This is a genomic window from Pseudomonas matsuisoli (genome assembly GCF_014647635.1).
GTDB classification, from domain to species: domain Bacteria; phylum Pseudomonadota; class Gammaproteobacteria; order Pseudomonadales; family Pseudomonadaceae; genus Pseudomonas_P; species Pseudomonas_P matsuisoli.
The window spans coordinates 394,508-410,641 of record NZ_BMPO01000004.1 but is presented as its reverse complement, the minus strand read 5'-3'; the positions used below and the strand labels follow the sequence as shown (position 1 = coordinate 410,641).

Sequence of the window (16,134 nt, the reverse complement as noted above, 5' to 3'; positions counted from 1 at the left end):
GTAGTCAAAATATATATATAAAACAATGACTTACATATACGCGTCCCAATTTGGCCGGGTAAGCTGCACGATTGTCTTTTTTCGTACCATGCGTTTTGCACGACCCGTCGCATTGTGGATGTGATCCACTTCACGCTGCCATCCTGCCTCTACGAGAGGCCCCAGGGTGCGCATCCCTCGCCGGCCCACGAATTTGAACGTTTGCACAACATCGCCGCGCCAGCGCAAAGGCGTATCGAAAGGGGCTAGACTGGTACGCGACGCGTAATGACGAAGGCGACTTACACGTCGCATTGCGTTTCCGTGCAACTTGCATGAACAATTTCGGACTAAGAGCGGGACGTATCCGCCGGATGGCACAACGAGGCGCTTGGATAGTGCGTCGATCGGGTATTGGTCCGCTTGGCGCTGACACCCATATCCAACGTACTGCGCAATAACGAGTGCCGACGCAGAAGCGACATTCGCTGCTACCTTGGTAACCCCTCGCCCCACGCGCTGAGCGAAGCACACTTTCTGAATTACCCAACACGCCTGCTGGAGATTTGAGCACCATGGAAAACGCCGCGGAGAACCAGGGACGAATCCTGCTGGTGGACGATGAGTCCGCCATCCTGCGGACCTTTCGCTACTGCCTCGAAGACGAGGGCTACCAGGTAGCGACCGCGACCTCGGCAGCCCAAGCCGAAGCGCTCGTTCACCGTCAGGTGTTCGACCTGTGTTTCCTGGATCTACGCCTGGGAGAAGACAGCGGCCTGGACGTCTTGCAGCAGATGCGGGTTCAAGCCCCCTGGATGCGTGTCGTCATCGTCACCGCGCACTCCGCCGTGGATACAGCGGTAGACGCGATGCAAGCCGGTGCGGCGGACTACCTGGTCAAGCCGTGCAGCCCAGATCAGCTCCGCATGGCTGCGGCGAAACAGCTGGAAGTCCGGCAGATGGCGGCCCGACTCGAAGCCTTGGAAGGCCAAGCCACCAAACGGCGCGACATGTTGAGTTCCCACAGCCCGGCGATGATGGCGGTGCTCGAAACTGCCCGGCAGGTGGCTGATACCGATGCCAACATCCTAATCCTTGGCGAGTCAGGTACGGGCAAAGGCGAGTTGGCCCGCGCTATCCACGGCTGGAGCCGCCGTTCGAAGAAGCCACTCGTTACGATCAACTGCCCTTCCCTCTCAGCGGACCTAATGGAAAGCGAGCTGTTCGGCCACAACCGAGGCGCGTTCACTGGGGCGACGGAAAACACGCTTGGTCGCGTCAGCCAAGCGGATGGCGGGACATTGTTTCTCGACGAGATCGGCGACTTTCCCCTTGGTTTGCAACCCAAGTTACTACGTTTCATTCAGGACAAAGAATACGAACGAATCGGCGACCCGGTAACCCGCCGCGCGGACGTTCGCATTCTTTCCGCAACCAACCTTGCCCTGGATGAGATGGTTCGCGAGGGGCATTTTCGCGAAGACCTTCTCTACCGTCTGAATGTCATCACGTTGAACTTGCCACCATTGCGCGAGCGTCCGGAGGATATTCTCGACCTGGCCGAACGCTTCCTGGCCCATTTCGTCAAGGACTACGCCCGCCCTGCACGCGGGTTCAGTCCGGAAGCCGAGCGCGCGCTCGCGACTTACCGCTGGCCCGGCAACGTGCGTGAGCTGCGCAACGTCATCGAGCGGGCGAGCATCATTTGTCCGAAGGATCGCGTCGACGTGAGCCACCTGGGCTTAGGTGAGGCGCCCTCGAACAATGCACCTCGCGTGGGTGAATCGTTAAGCCTTGAAGACCTTGAGCGTGCGCACATCGCCGCGGTGATGGCGTCCAGCGAAACACTGGACCAAGCGGCGCGTACGCTGGGCATCGATGCCTCGACGCTTTATCGGAAGCGCAAGCAGTACGGTCTATGAAGCTCCCGCGCAAGTTACCTATGAAGCTGAGGACGCGCTTGTTTCTCAGCATTTCCGCGGTCATCACCGTGGCCCTGTTCGGCCTGTTCATTGGGCTGATCGGCATGACGCAGATGGCCCGCACCCAAGAAAACCTGCTACAGAGCCACTACGCCGTCATCGACACGACTCAGCAGCTACGACACCTTTTCGGCGACCAGCTGGCTACCCTCGCGATCCGGCCGATCGACCGTAACACGCTGGACCGGCAACAACGGGAACTGATCTCGTACCTGGATGAGGCGATCGAGCGCACCCGAGCCCCAGGCCGGGAAGGGCTGGAAGATATTCGCGAGCGTTATCTTGCATTCATGACCGAGCTTGGCCAGCCAGACGCCGAAGGGCGCTTGCGAAGCTTGGACTCCGCACGGTTCGCGCGCGCATTCACCGCCATACGTGACGCCCTGACCGACGTGCAGAGGGCAGCGCTGGAGGGTATCCGCCATGAAGGCGTGGAAAGCCGCAAACAAGCGACCTGGCTTTCCATCCTGCTAGGCACCGTGGCATTGATGGTCCTGATTATCGGGTTCCTCACCGCGCATACCATGGCACGACGCTTCGTTGGCCCGATCGAGAAGCTGGCCAAGGCTGCGGACCGTATCGGCCAGGGTGATTTCCAGATCGTGTTGCCGATGTCGCCTATCGCTGAATTGTCTTCCTTGAGCCGGCGGTTCGGCGTGATGGCCAGCGCCCTGCAACAATTCAACGAAACCAATATCGCGGCGCTCAAGGGCGGCCAGCGCCGTCTCCAGGCCGTGCTGGACTGTATCGACGATGGCCTGTTGATCGTTGCCCGCGATGGCACGCTGGAACATGCCAACCCGGTCGCCGAACGCCAGCTCGGCTGGGATACCGAGCGCATCGGCGTTCCATTAGGGGAAGCCTTGGCCCACCCGGAACTCGATGAAGCCGTCCGCCTGGTTCTCGCCGGACAAAGCCGCGAGGACCCACAAGAGGACCTGGCGCTGGAGATCGGCGGCGAACAGCGGCTGCTCGCCTGGCGCCTGATTCCATTCGGGCAACCCAACGTCGAAGTCGAAGGCGCCGTAATGGTCTTGCGCGATGTCACGGATCAGCGTGCGTTCGAGCGGGTTAGAAACGAATTCGTGCTGCGTGCATCCCACGAGCTGCGCACGCCCGTCACCGGCATGCACATGGCGTTCGGGCTACTGCGCGAGCGCCTGCACTTTCAGCCGGATGCACGTGAACAGGATCTCATCGAGACCGTCGACGAAGAAATGCGACGGTTGGTGCGTTTGATCAACGACCTGCTCAATTTCTCGCGCTACCAGACTGGGCAGCAAAAGCTGGAACTGTCGGCGTGCTCGCCTAGCGAGCTTCTGCAGGAGACGCTGGCGCGCTTCGAGGCGTCGGCGGCCGAGCACGGTACTGAGCTGAAGCTGGAAATTGAGGACAACCTCCCCTTGCTGAACCTAGACCGGACACAAATGGAACGTGTGCTCGACAATCTGGTGACGAACGCCCTGCGCCATACGACCAGGGGCGGTCACATCTGCCTGCAAGCACGTCGCCATACGGACCGCGTCATTATCAGCGTCGAGGACAACGGAGAGGGCATTCCCTACAGTCAGCAGGCCCGGATCTTCGAGCCGTTCGTTCAAGTGGGGCGCAAGAAAGGCGGGGCGGGCCTTGGCCTTGCCCTGTGCAAGGAAATTACGCGTTTGCACGGCGGCCGGATCGGCATCCACTCCCGGGTCGAGCACGGCACCATCGTGTATATGGCGTTGCCCGTCTGAAATCCTGCCCGCGGTCTCGCGGGCAGGTAAGTAAACGTTAAGACCTGCGGCTATTGTTCAGCACCCAAAGCAGTGCCGCCGTTTCCGCATCCGCCTGACCGTCATAGCGCTGCTGGCGATAGCGCATCTGGAACGCCGCGATGACATTGCGCGTTTGCTCGTCGAAAAGCCCCGTTCGCGGCACGTCGTAGCCGAATTTAGCCAGTTCGCCTTGGAACCACGTCGCGTCTGGAAGACCGTTCGCATACACCGCTTGCGCCCGCTCGACACTGGCGGCGTCCGGCCAACGAATCAGGCCAGCATCGGCCAGGCGCTTCCACGGGAACAACGGACCGGGATCGACCTTACGTTGCGGTGCGATATCGCTGTGACCGACGACCGCATCAGGACCCAGCCCATGCCGCTGCATGATGTCCTTGAGCAGAACGATAAGCTCGTCGATCTGCGCATCGGCGTACGGGTACCAAACCCGTTGCCCGTCTTCGTTAAGCCGGTAGCCCGGATTGATCATTTCGATGCCAATCGAACTGGAATTGAGCCAGGTCCTGCCGTTCCAGGTACTTTCGCCGGCATGCCAGGCACGCCGATTCTCGTCGACCAGTTGGTAGATCCGTGCGGGATCCCGGTCGATCAGGTAATGCGCGCTGACTTCTCCGTGCGTCAACAACTTCACGGACTGCTCGAACCCGGTCGAGGTGTAGTGCAGGACGATGAATTGCTCACGGCTGTCGTGATTGGCGGACACGTAGCGCTTGTCGATATGGGGCCCGCTGCTGCAACCGGCGAGAAGAAGCAGAAACAAGGCGAGAGGTAAGAATCGGGTCATTGCGGAAGGCTCGATCTCGAGTGATTGGCTGGAAGATAGGTGCTCACAACGGAGGCGTCGAACGCGTGGATTTGTGCGGAAGTGACGATCAACAACGCAGGAGGATAGCGGCTTTTGCTTCGCCGCCGGTCGATACGTCGTTAGTAGCTGTTTCCTGCAAGGGATGAGCGGCTGAGCCGTCTATCGCCTGCAATGAATCAAAAAATGCGAAATGCTTCTACATTTAGCCAGAGCCTTCGATGAAATGCGCTTGCGCTGGCACCAGACATAGTGGCCGGGCTAACGAACGGCATGCGGGTAATGCACAGCTTAGTGGTGCGTGGAAAAAGGCGGGGAGTATTCATGCGGACGCTGCTTTGGTTCAAACAGGATTTACGTCTCGACGACCATCCCGCAGTGCTGCACGCCGCGACGGCGTCACGATGTGTTCTGCCGGTTTATATTCTCGACACCCGCTTGCTCGGCATCTCGCCCCCGCGGGGGCATCGCGTTGGCGTACACCGCGTTCGTTTCTTACTCGAAGGGCTTGCGGCGCTGGACGGGGAACTTCGTTTCTACAACTCGCGCTTGCTCGTGCTGGCGGGCGATCCGGAGGTACTGATTCCTCGCTTGGTCGAGCAGATGGAGTTGAACGAGGTCGTGACGCTCGACGAGCCCGCGCCTGCCGAACGCGTCATGTTTGCGCGTATTCGCAAGCAGCTAGGTGATGCAGAATTGAAGGTCTTGCCCGCTGACGGTCTTGGTTTGCTCGACGGCGCCGGCGACAAGTCGCTCCCTACGGTCACTTCGTTCAGCCAGTTCGTTGCACAAGTCGAGACGCGCCAGCATGTATTCCAACCCCGTCCGGCGCCCCTCTCCTTTCCGCCGCTGCCGGCCAACAGCGAGACATTGTTCGAGCCCGTTCCGACGTTGTCGCAGCTCGGATTAGGCGAACCGCTGGCTTTCGCCAATAGCGCTTTTCCTTTCTCTGGGGGTGAGCCCGCCGCCAAAGCACGCTTGCAGGACTACTTCTGGTCAAGCCAAGGCATTCGTCGGTACCTGGATCAGCACGAACAATTGATCGGCGTCCAAACGTCGTCGAAATTCGCGCCCTGGATCGCCCAGGGCAGCCTATCGCCAAGACGCATTGCGGCGGAGCTGCGGCGCTATGAATCGCAAGCTGGCGCTGATGACTCCACGCGACTGTTCTGGCGTGGCTTGCTGTGGCGGGAATTCTTCGCCTGGACGCTACGCCGACATGGCAATGTCCTGTTCGAGTCCCACGGCCTCAAGACCGCGCAGGCGGCTCCGCGTGGTCATGACCAGCGTTTCGTCGAATGGTGTGAGGGCAAGACGGGCATGCCATTGGTGGACGCCGCCATGCGCGAGTTGGCGGCAACCGGCTTCATTTCCCACCGAGCGCGGCGTATCGCTGCAAGTTATCTCGTGCGCTATCTGGAGCAGGACTGGCGTCTTGGCGCAGCCTGGTTCGAAGAGCATCTGCTCGATTACGAGCCTGCCAGCAACTGGGGCAATTGGGCCTTTATCGCGGCCGCTGCTAGCGAGCCTCGGCGGAGCGCCTCGTTCAACATCATGCGCCAGGCACGAGCGCTCGACCCACAGGCCGAGTACATCGCCCGCTGGCTGCCTGAGTTGCGCGACATCCCAGCCGAACTGCGTCATACGCCATTCTTGCTACCGAACTCCCAGCGTGACGCGCTGCGTTATCCATGCCTTCAGAATATCCCGGCGGACTGGCAACCCTATATGCACACGGCAGCCTGAAGCGGCGTGCTGGATGGGCAGAGACGTAAGAGCCGATGAAGGTCCCGCTGCGCGTGCCTATCGCTTAGCGAGCGTTATCGATCGGAAGTCCGCTCGCGCTGGCGTCAGGGCGTCCTCGCCTCAGCCGCACCGAATAGCCATTCAGCCCCTCTCGACCCGGTTACGCCCGGCACGTTTCGCCCGATAGAGCGCCTGGTCTGCACGATCGAACGCAGCCTCGGCTGAATCCTCGCCTTCGAACGCCACGACACCCGCGGAAAAGGTGATGCTGACGGGCTGGCCTTTGAAGTGAAACGGACAGGCTGCAATCTTGCCGCGTAGATCGTCCAACAGCTGCTGGCCGGCCGCCAGCGACGTTTCAGGCAATAGCAGCGCGAATTCCTCACCGCCAAACCGGGCGATGAAGTCGGTCTTGCGCAGACGCTTTTGTAACTCCTGCCCGATGATCTTCAGCACCTTGTCACCTGCCAGGTGCCCGTATTCGTCATTGATCCGCTTGAAGTGGTCGATGTCCAACACAACCAGCAACAAATCGCCACCGTAACGCTGCCAACGCGCCTCCTCCAGCTGTGCTCGCTCAGCCCACGAGGCACGATTGGGTAAGCCCGTCAGCGCATCGGTCAGTGCCTTCATACGTTGCTCTTCGAGGTGCTGTTGTGCACCGTGGGCTTCCTGCTCCATCACCGCAACGCGCGCCACCAGCGCCTCCAGCCGCTCGCTGACCTCCTGCTCACGCTGGTTATTACGCTGCTGGAAGTCGCTCATCGTGGCCAGCAGGCCATCCAGGCGGCTGTCCACGGTGCGCTTCAAGGATTCGAGGTCGACAGCGTCCTGCACATCCGCCTGCAACCCGGTGACATGCCCGCGAAGCTCGTCATCCAACACGCGGGCGTCGCTGATCGACTCGTTGTAATCACTTTTCGCCTGGTTAAGACCACCGACGAACGCGGCCAGGCGCTGGCTCAATTCCGCCAGGTAGCGGGCGAAGGCGTGATCGCTATCGCCGCTCACCGCCAATACCAGCACGCCTAGATCGTCCAGCAACGGGACCAGCTCGTACCAGTTCAGCCCACCTTGCAGCCGCGTTTTCAGCGACTCGGCCTGGGGGGTAAAGCTCTGTGGAAGCGAAAGCTCGTCCAGCAGACGATTCAGGCTCGCGGCAATATGCGGGGCCACGGCGCTATAGCCCGGCTCGGGAGGCTGCGGCAGGGCATAACGTCCCTCCGGCAACGCCTCGAGTGACGGCTCGGCCCCTTCCGTGGTGGGCGCGGGCTCGCTAAGCGTCTCGATGTAAGGCTCCGATGCAATCGGCGCCGCATTGGTAGCCGCCAGTTCGGGCGCATCAGGATCAATCACTGGCGCCGTATCGCGATCGGGCTGCAATGCTGGCGTCGCCCGCAATTCAGGTTCACTGGCAACTTCGGGACGGGAGTCCGCGCGGTCAGGCCCTAACGGCTCGCCGGGCTGCGAGACGGCATCCGGATGCTCGGCATGGATTGTCGTCGCAGGCGTTGCGGGAACCGCACCCTCACCGCCGCCGAACAGCCTTTGTAAAAACCCAGAACGGCTGCTGGGTTCCCCGCCGATGACGTCCAGGGCCTGGGCCTGCAATCGATTCAACTCGGCCAGCAGGGCCGGAAGCTCACTGCTTTGGATAGCACTGCCGTTCACCTGCTTGGCGAACGCCTTGAGCGGTTTGTTCACCTCGCGGGGCAGTTGCATCTGCTGCAACCGACTGGCGAGCGAGCCCAGGGACTGCGCGATCATCTCCGCGCGTTGCTGACGACGCTGCTCGGAATCGAGCACCGCCTTTTCCAGCCGCGGGATCAGCGCTGATAACGCCGCATCCATGTTGTCGCTGCGCACGACATTGCGCAGCTCCTTCATGCACTGATCAACCGCCTTGTCGCTTCCTTCTGCTGCAAGGCTGCTCCGGACCAAGCCACGGCGCAGCAGGTCCAGGCGCGTTTCCCAGCGCTGTTCGAACACTTCCTGCTGCTCGAGACTTTCAAGGTACTTCGTTTTCCAGCGCTGTTCGTCACTCATAATTCACGACTGAGCGGGTACGGGGAGGTTGGGATCGGTTCGATGACTATCAGGAAGCCGAATCTCCACAGCCACTGGGAGATGATCGGAAACCGGTAACGGCAATACACCAACGTTACCAAGCGTCAGCTCAGGGCTGATAAGAATGTGGTCCAGGCAACGCTGCGGCCGCCAGCTTGGGAACGTGGGCTGTATCTGGGGCGCTAGCAGCCCGAGATCGCGCAACGCAGACCGCTCCAGCAGGTCATTGGCATGGGTGTTCATGTCCCCCATCAGCACCTGATGGCGGTAACCCCCAATCAGCTCCCGGATGTATCCCAGCTGCAAGGCACGGGTTTTCGCGCCAAGCGCCAAATGCATCATGACGACGACCAGTGCATCGCTGCCCTCGCCGAAACGCATGAGGATCGCCCCTCGCCCAGGCGGACCCGGCAGCGGATGATCTTCCAAGGCTGTCGGCTGCAATCGGCTTAGCACGCCATTGCTGTGCTGTGCGAATTTACCGAGATTCCGATTGAGCTGTTGATACCAATACGGAAACGCCCCGAGCCGCGCCAGTTGCTCGACCTGATTGACGTAACTCGAGCGCAGGCTGCCGCCATCCGCTTCCTGCAGGGCAACCAGGTCGTAGTCCGCGAGAATCTGCCCGATGCGTTGCAGGTTCGCGCCACGACCACGGTGCGGCAAGAGGTGCTGCCAGCCGCGCGTGAGGTAATGGTGGTAACCCAAGGTGCTGTTGCCGACCTGGATGTTGAAGCTCAATAGCCGAAGCGTGCCGTCAGCCGGGAGCCCATGATGTGTACAAGCGGGATTGACGCGCGGATCGCAGACTGCGACCCGCCGTTCGGAAGTCCATCGACGCAGCATGGCAATCGCGCCGCTTACTCGGCGGCGCGCTCCTTCTCGATGAGTTGGTCGGCGACCTTCAGCGCGTTCTCAGGGCCACCTGCAGTGCCCAGGTCAAAACGGTACTTGCCGTTCACGATCATCACCGGCACGCCTTCGATCTGGTACGCCTCAGCCAATTTCTTGTCCTTCTCGACGCGGCTCTTCACGCCAAAGGAATTGTAGGTCTTGAGGAACGCATCGCGATCGACGCCCTGCTCCGCCACGAAATCCGCCATTTCTTCGGGGGTCGCCAACTTTTTGCGCTGGTTATGGATCGCATCGAAGATCGCGGTATGAACTTTGTGCTCGACATTCATGGCTTCGAGGGTAATGAACATCTGCCCGTGGACGTCCCAGATCCCGCCGAACATGGCTGGGATGCGTACGAAATTCACGTCTTCAGGCAGTTTCTCGATCCAGGGATTGATCGTGGGCTCAAACGCGTAGCAGTGCGGGCAGCCATACCAGAAGATTTCAACGACCTCGACCTTGTTCGGCTCGGCCGTGGGTACCGGATTGCTCAGTTCGACGTATTCCTTGCCGGCTTGGATGTCGGCGGCAAACGTGGGTGCGCCGATAAGGCTTAGAGCGGCGACGACCGCACCGAGTAGCAGATTACGCATTTGGCTCTCCTGTATGAGTACATTCCGTATCGACAACGCGTACGGTTTCTAGAGTCCGGGGACATCGCGTTTCGCGCCCAACGGCGCGCAAGCGTAAGCTCCGCGGTCTGGACGCATTGTAGCGACGCTAACCGTCGTAACGTCGATGTTTACAAAGCTTTTATCTTTCACCGTCAAACGGGCCCAACGCGACGACGAGTGACCGAAGTCATGGTCAAGGCATCTATAATGCCGGCCATTTTGCGGATACGAGCGGGAAACGGACGTACATGTCATTCAAGAATCCGATCATCGGGCTGTGCCAGCAGGCTTCCTTCCTCATCAGCGCCGCGAAAGTGGACCAGTGTCCAGAAGACGACGGCTTCGAGGTTGCCTTCGCGGGCCGCTCGAACGCAGGTAAATCCAGTGCGCTGAACACGCTGACGCATGCCAACCTCGCCCGCACGTCCAAGACGCCAGGTCGCACCCAACTGCTGAACTTCTTTCGCCTGGATGACGAACGCCGTCTAGTCGACCTTCCTGGTTACGGCTACGCGAAGGTACCCATTCCACTCAAGCAGCATTGGCAGAACCACCTGGAAGCGTATCTGGGAAGCCGGCGCAGCTTGTCCGGCGTGATCCTCATGATGGATATCCGCCACCCGCTGACCGAGTTCGACCAGATGATGCTTGACTGGGCGCGGGCGAGCCAGATGCCGCTCCATATCCTGCTGACCAAAGCCGACAAACTCGCCTACGGTGCGGCGAAGAACGCTTTGTTGAATGTGCAGAAGTCGTTACGGCAGCAGTGGGGCGATGTGGCCAGCATCCAGCTCTTCTCGGCGCCCAAACGTCAAGGCATCGAAGAAGCCCAAGCGGTCCTAGCCGAATGGCTCGCGCTCGCGGCGGAGCCGGACTCACCGGCTTAGCGGCTCGTTTTACGCCTGGCTGCTCCAGGCAGCTTTCTTTGGACAAAAAAAACCCCGAGCTTCGTATGGGGAGGGGAGAGGCTCGGGGTTCAAGTCCGGACCGCTAGAACGAGTCCAGATATCTGCCAACACTAAACACAGCAAAAGGAGCATCGAAGGGCTGTTAAGCCATTCAGTGTTTCTGACGGGCCGTTCAATAAAAAGTTCAGACGAGCGCAGAAGGTTGGACGCGGATAACGAATTTGGCCGCACCGCAGGTCCGATCGACGACCGGTGCAATTGCAGATTGAGACACCCCTGCCACCGCTTTGACGCCACGTCTATCTCGCAATGGACAACGTCCGCAAACCATTGACGAACATCCAATGACCGTTCTGCTAGTCGTTGTCCTGTGACGCTCCGCGTGCCTTTGATAACGATCTTTCCAGCACTAATTCCTCGAAGTGCTCCAGTTGCGATTGCATTTAGCCATGATTGGCCCGCTCTCAATGCGCCGCTATCGTCCCCACGGGTTACGTGACACGTCTAGCACCTCGCTTGTGGGCTGTATCGCAATTGGACAAAACGCTGCCGCTTTCAGGAACCGCACCTATTAGATGAGGTCGCTGTCCCTACACTCGCACGTCTAAGGCATCGGAGAGCCAAATGAATCTAGTCAAACGCCTCGGCATCAGCCTCGGCCTACTCATGGCGATACCTGCCGTGGCTCAGGAAGCGCCACCTCAACTCATCAGCATTAACGTCGCCGGAGCCGGTTTCGCCGGCCATGTGCTGCCAGGCAAGGTGGGTACGAATTTCTTCTTTCCGAAGGATGGTTATTTCGCCAAGTGGAGTGACCGCGGCATCAAGACCGTTCGTTTTTCCTTCAAATGGGAACGCCTGCAGCCTAAAGCCATGGGAGAGTTCGATCCGGGGTATGCCGCGCTCATCGACAAAGCGCTGGATCAAGCCGGCGCCAATGGCATTCACGTCCTCTTGGACATCCACAACTACGGGCGCTACTACGGCGACATCGTCGGCGACAAAGTTCCTATGGATGCTTACCGCAACCTCATGGAACGCATCGCGCTACGCTGGGGTAACAACCCGGCCGTCTATGCCTACGACATCATGAACGAGCCACACGGCGGTGCTGACAAGTACTGGTTCGAGATGGCGCAGACCGGTATCGACGCGATCCGAAAATACGATCGGAAGAACACGCTGTACATCGAGGGACGTCGCTACTCCTCGGCGTACCATTGGCCCAAATACAACGATGATCTGCTGAACCTCAAGGATCCGTCGGACAACATCGTGTATTCCGCTCACATGTACGTCGATCAGAACTCGTCGGGCCTGTACAAGGAAGCCATCGGCGAAGGCAGCTACATGCCAGACCCAATGGTGGGCGTTAACCGTTTGAAGCCGTTCGTAGAATGGCTGGAGCGCAACGGTAAGCGTGGCCATATCGGTGAGTTCGGGCTGCCAGGCGATCATCCGCGCTGGTTGGAGATCCTGGAAAACACCCTTACGTATTTGCAACAGAACTGTATCCCCGTCAGCTACTGGGCGGCAGGCGAGTACTGGGGTAAGAATTACCCGGTATCGATCGAGCCAGAGAAGGACGGCAAGGATAAGCCGCAGTGGCTGATCATGAAGAAATACCTCGGCACGGGCGGATGCTCGGCGATTGGCCCGAAGAAAGTGGCGGACAAGGGCACCGACAGCGGCAAGGAAACATCTGGACCGGTCAACCCGACCAACCCAGGCAAACCGGAAACACCGGCCTCAACCTCGCCTGCACAACCGATTTCCTCATCTAAGCCGGCAACGCCCGTCGTCACTGCCCCTTCGGTACCTAACGACTCGACAGAAACGCCACCTGCTTCCAATGACGCGAACGCGGAAGTGCCAACCGCGCAGCCAGTGGCCAGTGCACCGACGGCAACAACACCGGCGACCAACCGCAGCAGTGCGGGACAGGCGACCAGTGGATCCTCGGGGCCAACCGGTCCGCAATGGAATGGCCAACGCGAATGGGCCGGTAAAGACGCCCCGGCCTATCAGACGATCGGTTCGCAGTGACGCTTCGGGCTGTATCGATGTGCGATCGTATGTCGATACAGCCTTTTTCACTCTTTTCCTTCACGCGTAACGCGGCCCATCAAAAAGGGTTTGAACGCCCTCCCGCTCTGGATTCGGTCTGCGATCCGCAGGCCACCCCCCTCCCGCTCTACTTGGCAAACCAGCCTGGATTCGCGCCTACGAAAATGTGATGTGTCGTTTTGTGTGTTAACTGCGTCGCAACATCACGAAATAACCGCCGTTGCGCACATTCATAAAACCCTGAACTAGAGCTGGGCTATAACGTCAGTTGCTGAGTGTCGATTCAGCTTGTTTTAAGGTTTGCGCGATAGCGTGTGCCGGACGTGATTGAGCAGCCTGACTTCGTACCGACATCCATAGGGCAGCGAGAACGTCATTGCGCCGTACTGCCCGTACTAGAGAGGAAAGACCATGCCTGGTAATCAGCCGACTCCCGAAGATCTCGCCGCGGAACAACACGAGACCGCCGATGAGGCGATGCAGATTATCGTCGACGGATTTCTCAAGTTCCGTCATGAAGTATTTCCAGAGCAAGAAGCGCTCTTCAAGAAACTGGCCGGGGCGCAACGGCCGCGCGCGATGTTCATCACCTGTGCAGACTCGCGGATCGTCCCGGAGCTCATTACGCAAAGTTCACCCGGTGACCTGTTCGTTACCCGTAACGTTGGCAACGTCGTTCCGCCTTATGGCCAGATGAACGGCGGGGTTTCGACTGCCATCGAGTACGCCGTTCTGGCGCTGGGCGTTAAACACGTGATCATCTGCGGGCACTCGGATTGTGGTGCGATGAAAGCGGTACTGAACCCCGATCCCCTTGAAAAAATGCCCACGGTCAAAGCGTGGCTCCGGCATGCGGAGGTCGCTCGTACCGTTGTTGCCGATAACTGCCCCGCGTGTAACAGCAGTGACATGCTCGGCGTGTTGACTGAAGAAAACGTCGTGGCCCAGTTGAACCACCTGTGCACGCACCCTTCCGTTGCGTCGCGCCTGGCCAGTGGCCAATTGTTCATCCACGGCTGGGTCTACGACATCGAAAGCAGCCAGATCAAGGCGTACGACGCGGAGGCCGGTAGCTTCCGTCCCATCGACGGTACCAACCCTCTGCCCATGGCAACGCCGAAGTCGCGCTACTGATAACGCATTAGTTCTGCCCTGCAGTTCCGGTTGGCCGATAGGCCAACCTTCTTTGCTCCTCGCTTTGAATGCCGGCTGAAGTTGACGACTGGCTGAACAATAAAACTCCCACCGCTGATGACAACGATGCCAAGCGCCCGCGCACGGCAACGCGGATTCGTTCGCGCTCAAAAATAAGTATTGTGGAGAACGTGCCATGCAAGAAAACTTCAAGTCCGCGCTCCCACGAGATGCGCTCGCATCCGTGGTCGTGTTCCTGGTTGCTCTACCCTTATGCATGGGTATCGCCATCGCATCCGGCGTAGAGCCGGCCAAAGGCCTGATCACGGGAATCATTGGCGGTTTGATCGTAGGTTTCATGGCCGGTTCGCCCCTTCAGGTCAGCGGCCCGGCGGCAGGTCTTGCCGTCCTCGTGTTCGAACTGGTTCGCACGCACGGGATCGAGATGCTTGGCCCAGTTCTGTTACTTGCCGGGGCCATACAACTACTGGCCGGTTGGCTGAAACTAGGTTGCTGGTTCCGCGTCACTGCGCCCGCGGTCGTCTACGGAATGCTCGCCGGCATCGGCATCCTGATCGTGTTGTCCCAGGTGCACGTCATGCTCGACGCCACACCTCAAGCGTCGGGACTGCATAACCTGATCGCGTTTCCGGGTGCCGTAGCCGAAGCGCTTCCCATCGTCGGGGGTGGCTTTGGTGCCGACGCATTGCTCATCGGCCTTGGCACGATCGCACTGATGTTTCTTTGGGACAAACTGCGTCCCCAGAACATGCGTTTTTTGCCTGGCGCACTCATTGGCGTTACAGCGATGACCCTTGTCAGTCTGTGGCTGGCGTTGAATGTGAACCGCGTTGAAGTGCCCGAGAACCTTGGCGACGCTATCGCCTGGGTCACCCCCGCAACCCTTTCGCAACTGCTGAACCCTACCCTTATCGTGGCGGCACTGGCGCTGGCCTTCATCGCCAGCGCTGAGACATTGCTCTCAGCGGCGGCCGTCGACCGTATGCACAGCGGTGAGCGCTCCAATTTCGACCGCGAGCTATCGGCGCAAGGGTTCGGCAACATGCTGTGTGGGGCGCTGGGCGCGTTGCCGATGACGGGCGTCATCGTGCGCAGCTCTGCGAATGTCCAAGCGGGCGCAAAAACCCGCACATCGACCATCTTGCATGGGGCCTGGCTGTTGGCGTTTGTTCTTCTACTGCCAGGCGTGCTGCAAAGCATCCCGGTTGCCAGCCTCGCTGGGGTTCTGGTCTATACCGGCATCAAATTGGTGGATATCAAAGCGATCCGCAGCCTCGGCCGCTACGGTCGCATGCCGGTGTTCATTTACGCAGCCACCGCCCTGGCAATCGTTTTCACCGATCTACTGACGGGTGTTCTCATCGGCTTCGCTCTGACGCTTGCGAAGCAGGCATGGCATAGCTCTCGCTTGAAGATCAGCGTGGTGCAGCACAGCGAAAAGGAAGCCGAGCTTCGCCTTGTCGGTGCTGCAACCTTCCTGCGGGTTCCAAAACTGGCCCAGACGCTGGAGTCGATCAAGCCCGATACGCGTCTTCATGTGCCCATGGACTACCTGCACTACATCGACCATTCCTGCATGGAGCTGCTGGACGATTGGGGGCGCGCCGCGGAGCGCAGTGGTGGTGAGCTGGTGATGGGCGAACGCGCACTCAAACGCCGCCTGGAAGGCCGTATGCGCACGACCAGCCGTATCGGCAGCGCAGCGCGCGCTGGAGGCTAGCGGGCACCGCCTCTATACGAAGCGATACCTCGGCAGGCTCAACCGCCGAGCGTATCGCCTGAACCCTTCCTCTTCGGGCCGCCCCAAACAGAAGTATCCCGAAGAAGGAGTGCGCTTTTGGATTTCATCGATTGGCTGCAGTGGCCTGCCATGCTGGCGACCGTCGCCGCAGCGTGGATGGTCGGATCGCTGCGGAGCAAGCGGCGCTTCGTCGGCTTCTACTGCTTTCTTGCGAGCAACCTGCTGTGGGTGGTGTGGGGGTGGCACACCAGCGCGTATGCCCTGATCATCCTGCAAATATGCCTTGCGGCGCTCAACATCCGCGGCCTGCTGAAAAATGATTCAGCCGCTACGACGACGAGCCATGGCACCGCGTGACAATGCGCCCCATGCCGTGTCGCCATTCATGGGTTAACCTT

The 16,134-nt window shown here is 59.8% G+C and carries 12 protein-coding genes; 8 read left to right on the top strand and 4 right to left on the bottom strand.

Features of this window, described 5'->3' with window-relative positions; translation table 11 throughout:
* Nucleotides 1-554: 554 nt before the first annotated feature.
* Together algB and IEY47_RS11175 are read left to right on the top strand one after the other, a co-directional pair.
* On the top strand, nucleotides 555-1,901 hold the full coding sequence (algB, locus tag IEY47_RS11180; protein WP_188983306.1) for a sigma-54-dependent response regulator transcription factor AlgB: 1,347 nt from the start codon (nucleotides 555-557) through the stop codon (nucleotides 1,899-1,901).
* On the top strand, nucleotides 1,898-3,697 hold the full coding sequence (locus IEY47_RS11175) for an ATP-binding protein (protein WP_373293563.1): 1,800 nt from the start codon (nucleotides 1,898-1,900) through the stop codon (nucleotides 3,695-3,697). Before algB ends, IEY47_RS11175 begins: the two co-directional genes overlap by 4 nt.
* 37 nt (nucleotides 3,698-3,734) lie before the next feature.
* Here IEY47_RS11175 and IEY47_RS11170 read toward each other — a convergent pair whose 3' ends face one another.
* Nucleotides 3,735-4,523 carry an N-acetylmuramoyl-L-alanine amidase gene (locus tag IEY47_RS11170; protein WP_188983304.1) on the bottom strand — a complete coding sequence of 263 codons (789 nt, stop codon included), beginning with the start codon at nucleotides 4,521-4,523 and terminating at the stop codon, nucleotides 3,735-3,737.
* Nucleotides 4,524-4,865: 342 nt separating this feature from the next.
* Here IEY47_RS11170 and IEY47_RS11165 point away from each other — a divergent pair, with 342 nt between their 5' ends.
* Nucleotides 4,866-6,287, top strand: coding sequence for a DASH family cryptochrome (locus IEY47_RS11165; RefSeq protein ID WP_188983303.1), 1,422 nt, complete (start codon nucleotides 4,866-4,868; stop codon nucleotides 6,285-6,287).
* Between the two features lie 141 nt (nucleotides 6,288-6,428).
* On the opposite strand, the gene IEY47_RS11160 is transcribed toward IEY47_RS11165, so the two are convergent.
* From IEY47_RS11160 to IEY47_RS11150, 3 genes are read right to left on the bottom strand one after another with little or no spacing between them, the layout of a single operon-like run.
* Nucleotides 6,429-8,333 carry a GGDEF domain-containing protein gene (locus IEY47_RS11160; RefSeq protein ID WP_188983302.1) on the bottom strand — a complete coding sequence of 635 codons (1,905 nt, stop codon included), beginning with the start codon at nucleotides 8,331-8,333 and terminating at the stop codon, nucleotides 6,429-6,431.
* A 3-nt stretch (nucleotides 8,334-8,336) separates the two neighbouring features.
* Complete coding sequence (locus tag IEY47_RS11155; protein ID WP_188983301.1) at nucleotides 8,337-9,200, bottom strand: endonuclease/exonuclease/phosphatase family protein; 864 nt, start codon at nucleotides 9,198-9,200, stop codon at nucleotides 8,337-8,339.
* Between the two features lie 14 nt (nucleotides 9,201-9,214).
* Complete coding sequence (locus IEY47_RS11150; protein WP_188983300.1) at nucleotides 9,215-9,844, bottom strand: thiol:disulfide interchange protein DsbA/DsbL; 630 nt, start codon at nucleotides 9,842-9,844, stop codon at nucleotides 9,215-9,217.
* 269 nt (nucleotides 9,845-10,113) lie between these two features.
* On the opposite strand from IEY47_RS11150, the gene yihA reads away from it, so the two are divergent.
* From yihA to IEY47_RS11125, 5 genes are all read left to right on the top strand, one after another.
* A complete protein-coding gene (gene yihA / locus IEY47_RS11145; protein WP_188983299.1) occupies nucleotides 10,114-10,752 on the top strand; it encodes a ribosome biogenesis GTP-binding protein YihA/YsxC in 639 nt (212 codons plus the stop codon).
* A gap of 645 nt (nucleotides 10,753-11,397) precedes the next feature.
* Nucleotides 11,398-12,819: a glycoside hydrolase family 5 protein gene (locus tag IEY47_RS11140; RefSeq protein ID WP_188983298.1), complete on the top strand. Its 1,422-nt coding sequence runs from the start codon at nucleotides 11,398-11,400 to the stop codon at nucleotides 12,817-12,819.
* A 432-nt stretch (nucleotides 12,820-13,251) separates the two neighbouring features.
* A complete protein-coding gene (locus IEY47_RS11135) occupies nucleotides 13,252-13,974 on the top strand; it encodes a carbonic anhydrase (protein WP_188983297.1) in 723 nt (240 codons plus the stop codon).
* 196 nt (nucleotides 13,975-14,170) lie between these two features.
* Nucleotides 14,171-15,715: a SulP family inorganic anion transporter gene (locus IEY47_RS11130; RefSeq protein WP_188983296.1), complete on the top strand. Its 1,545-nt coding sequence runs from the start codon at nucleotides 14,171-14,173 to the stop codon at nucleotides 15,713-15,715.
* 150 nt (nucleotides 15,716-15,865) lie between these two features.
* The gene (locus IEY47_RS11125; protein WP_373293568.1) at nucleotides 15,866-16,093 is read left to right on the top strand and encodes a hypothetical protein; all 228 of its coding nucleotides are present in this window, start codon (nucleotides 15,866-15,868) and stop codon (nucleotides 16,091-16,093) included.
* Nucleotides 16,094-16,134: the final 41 nt, after the last annotated feature.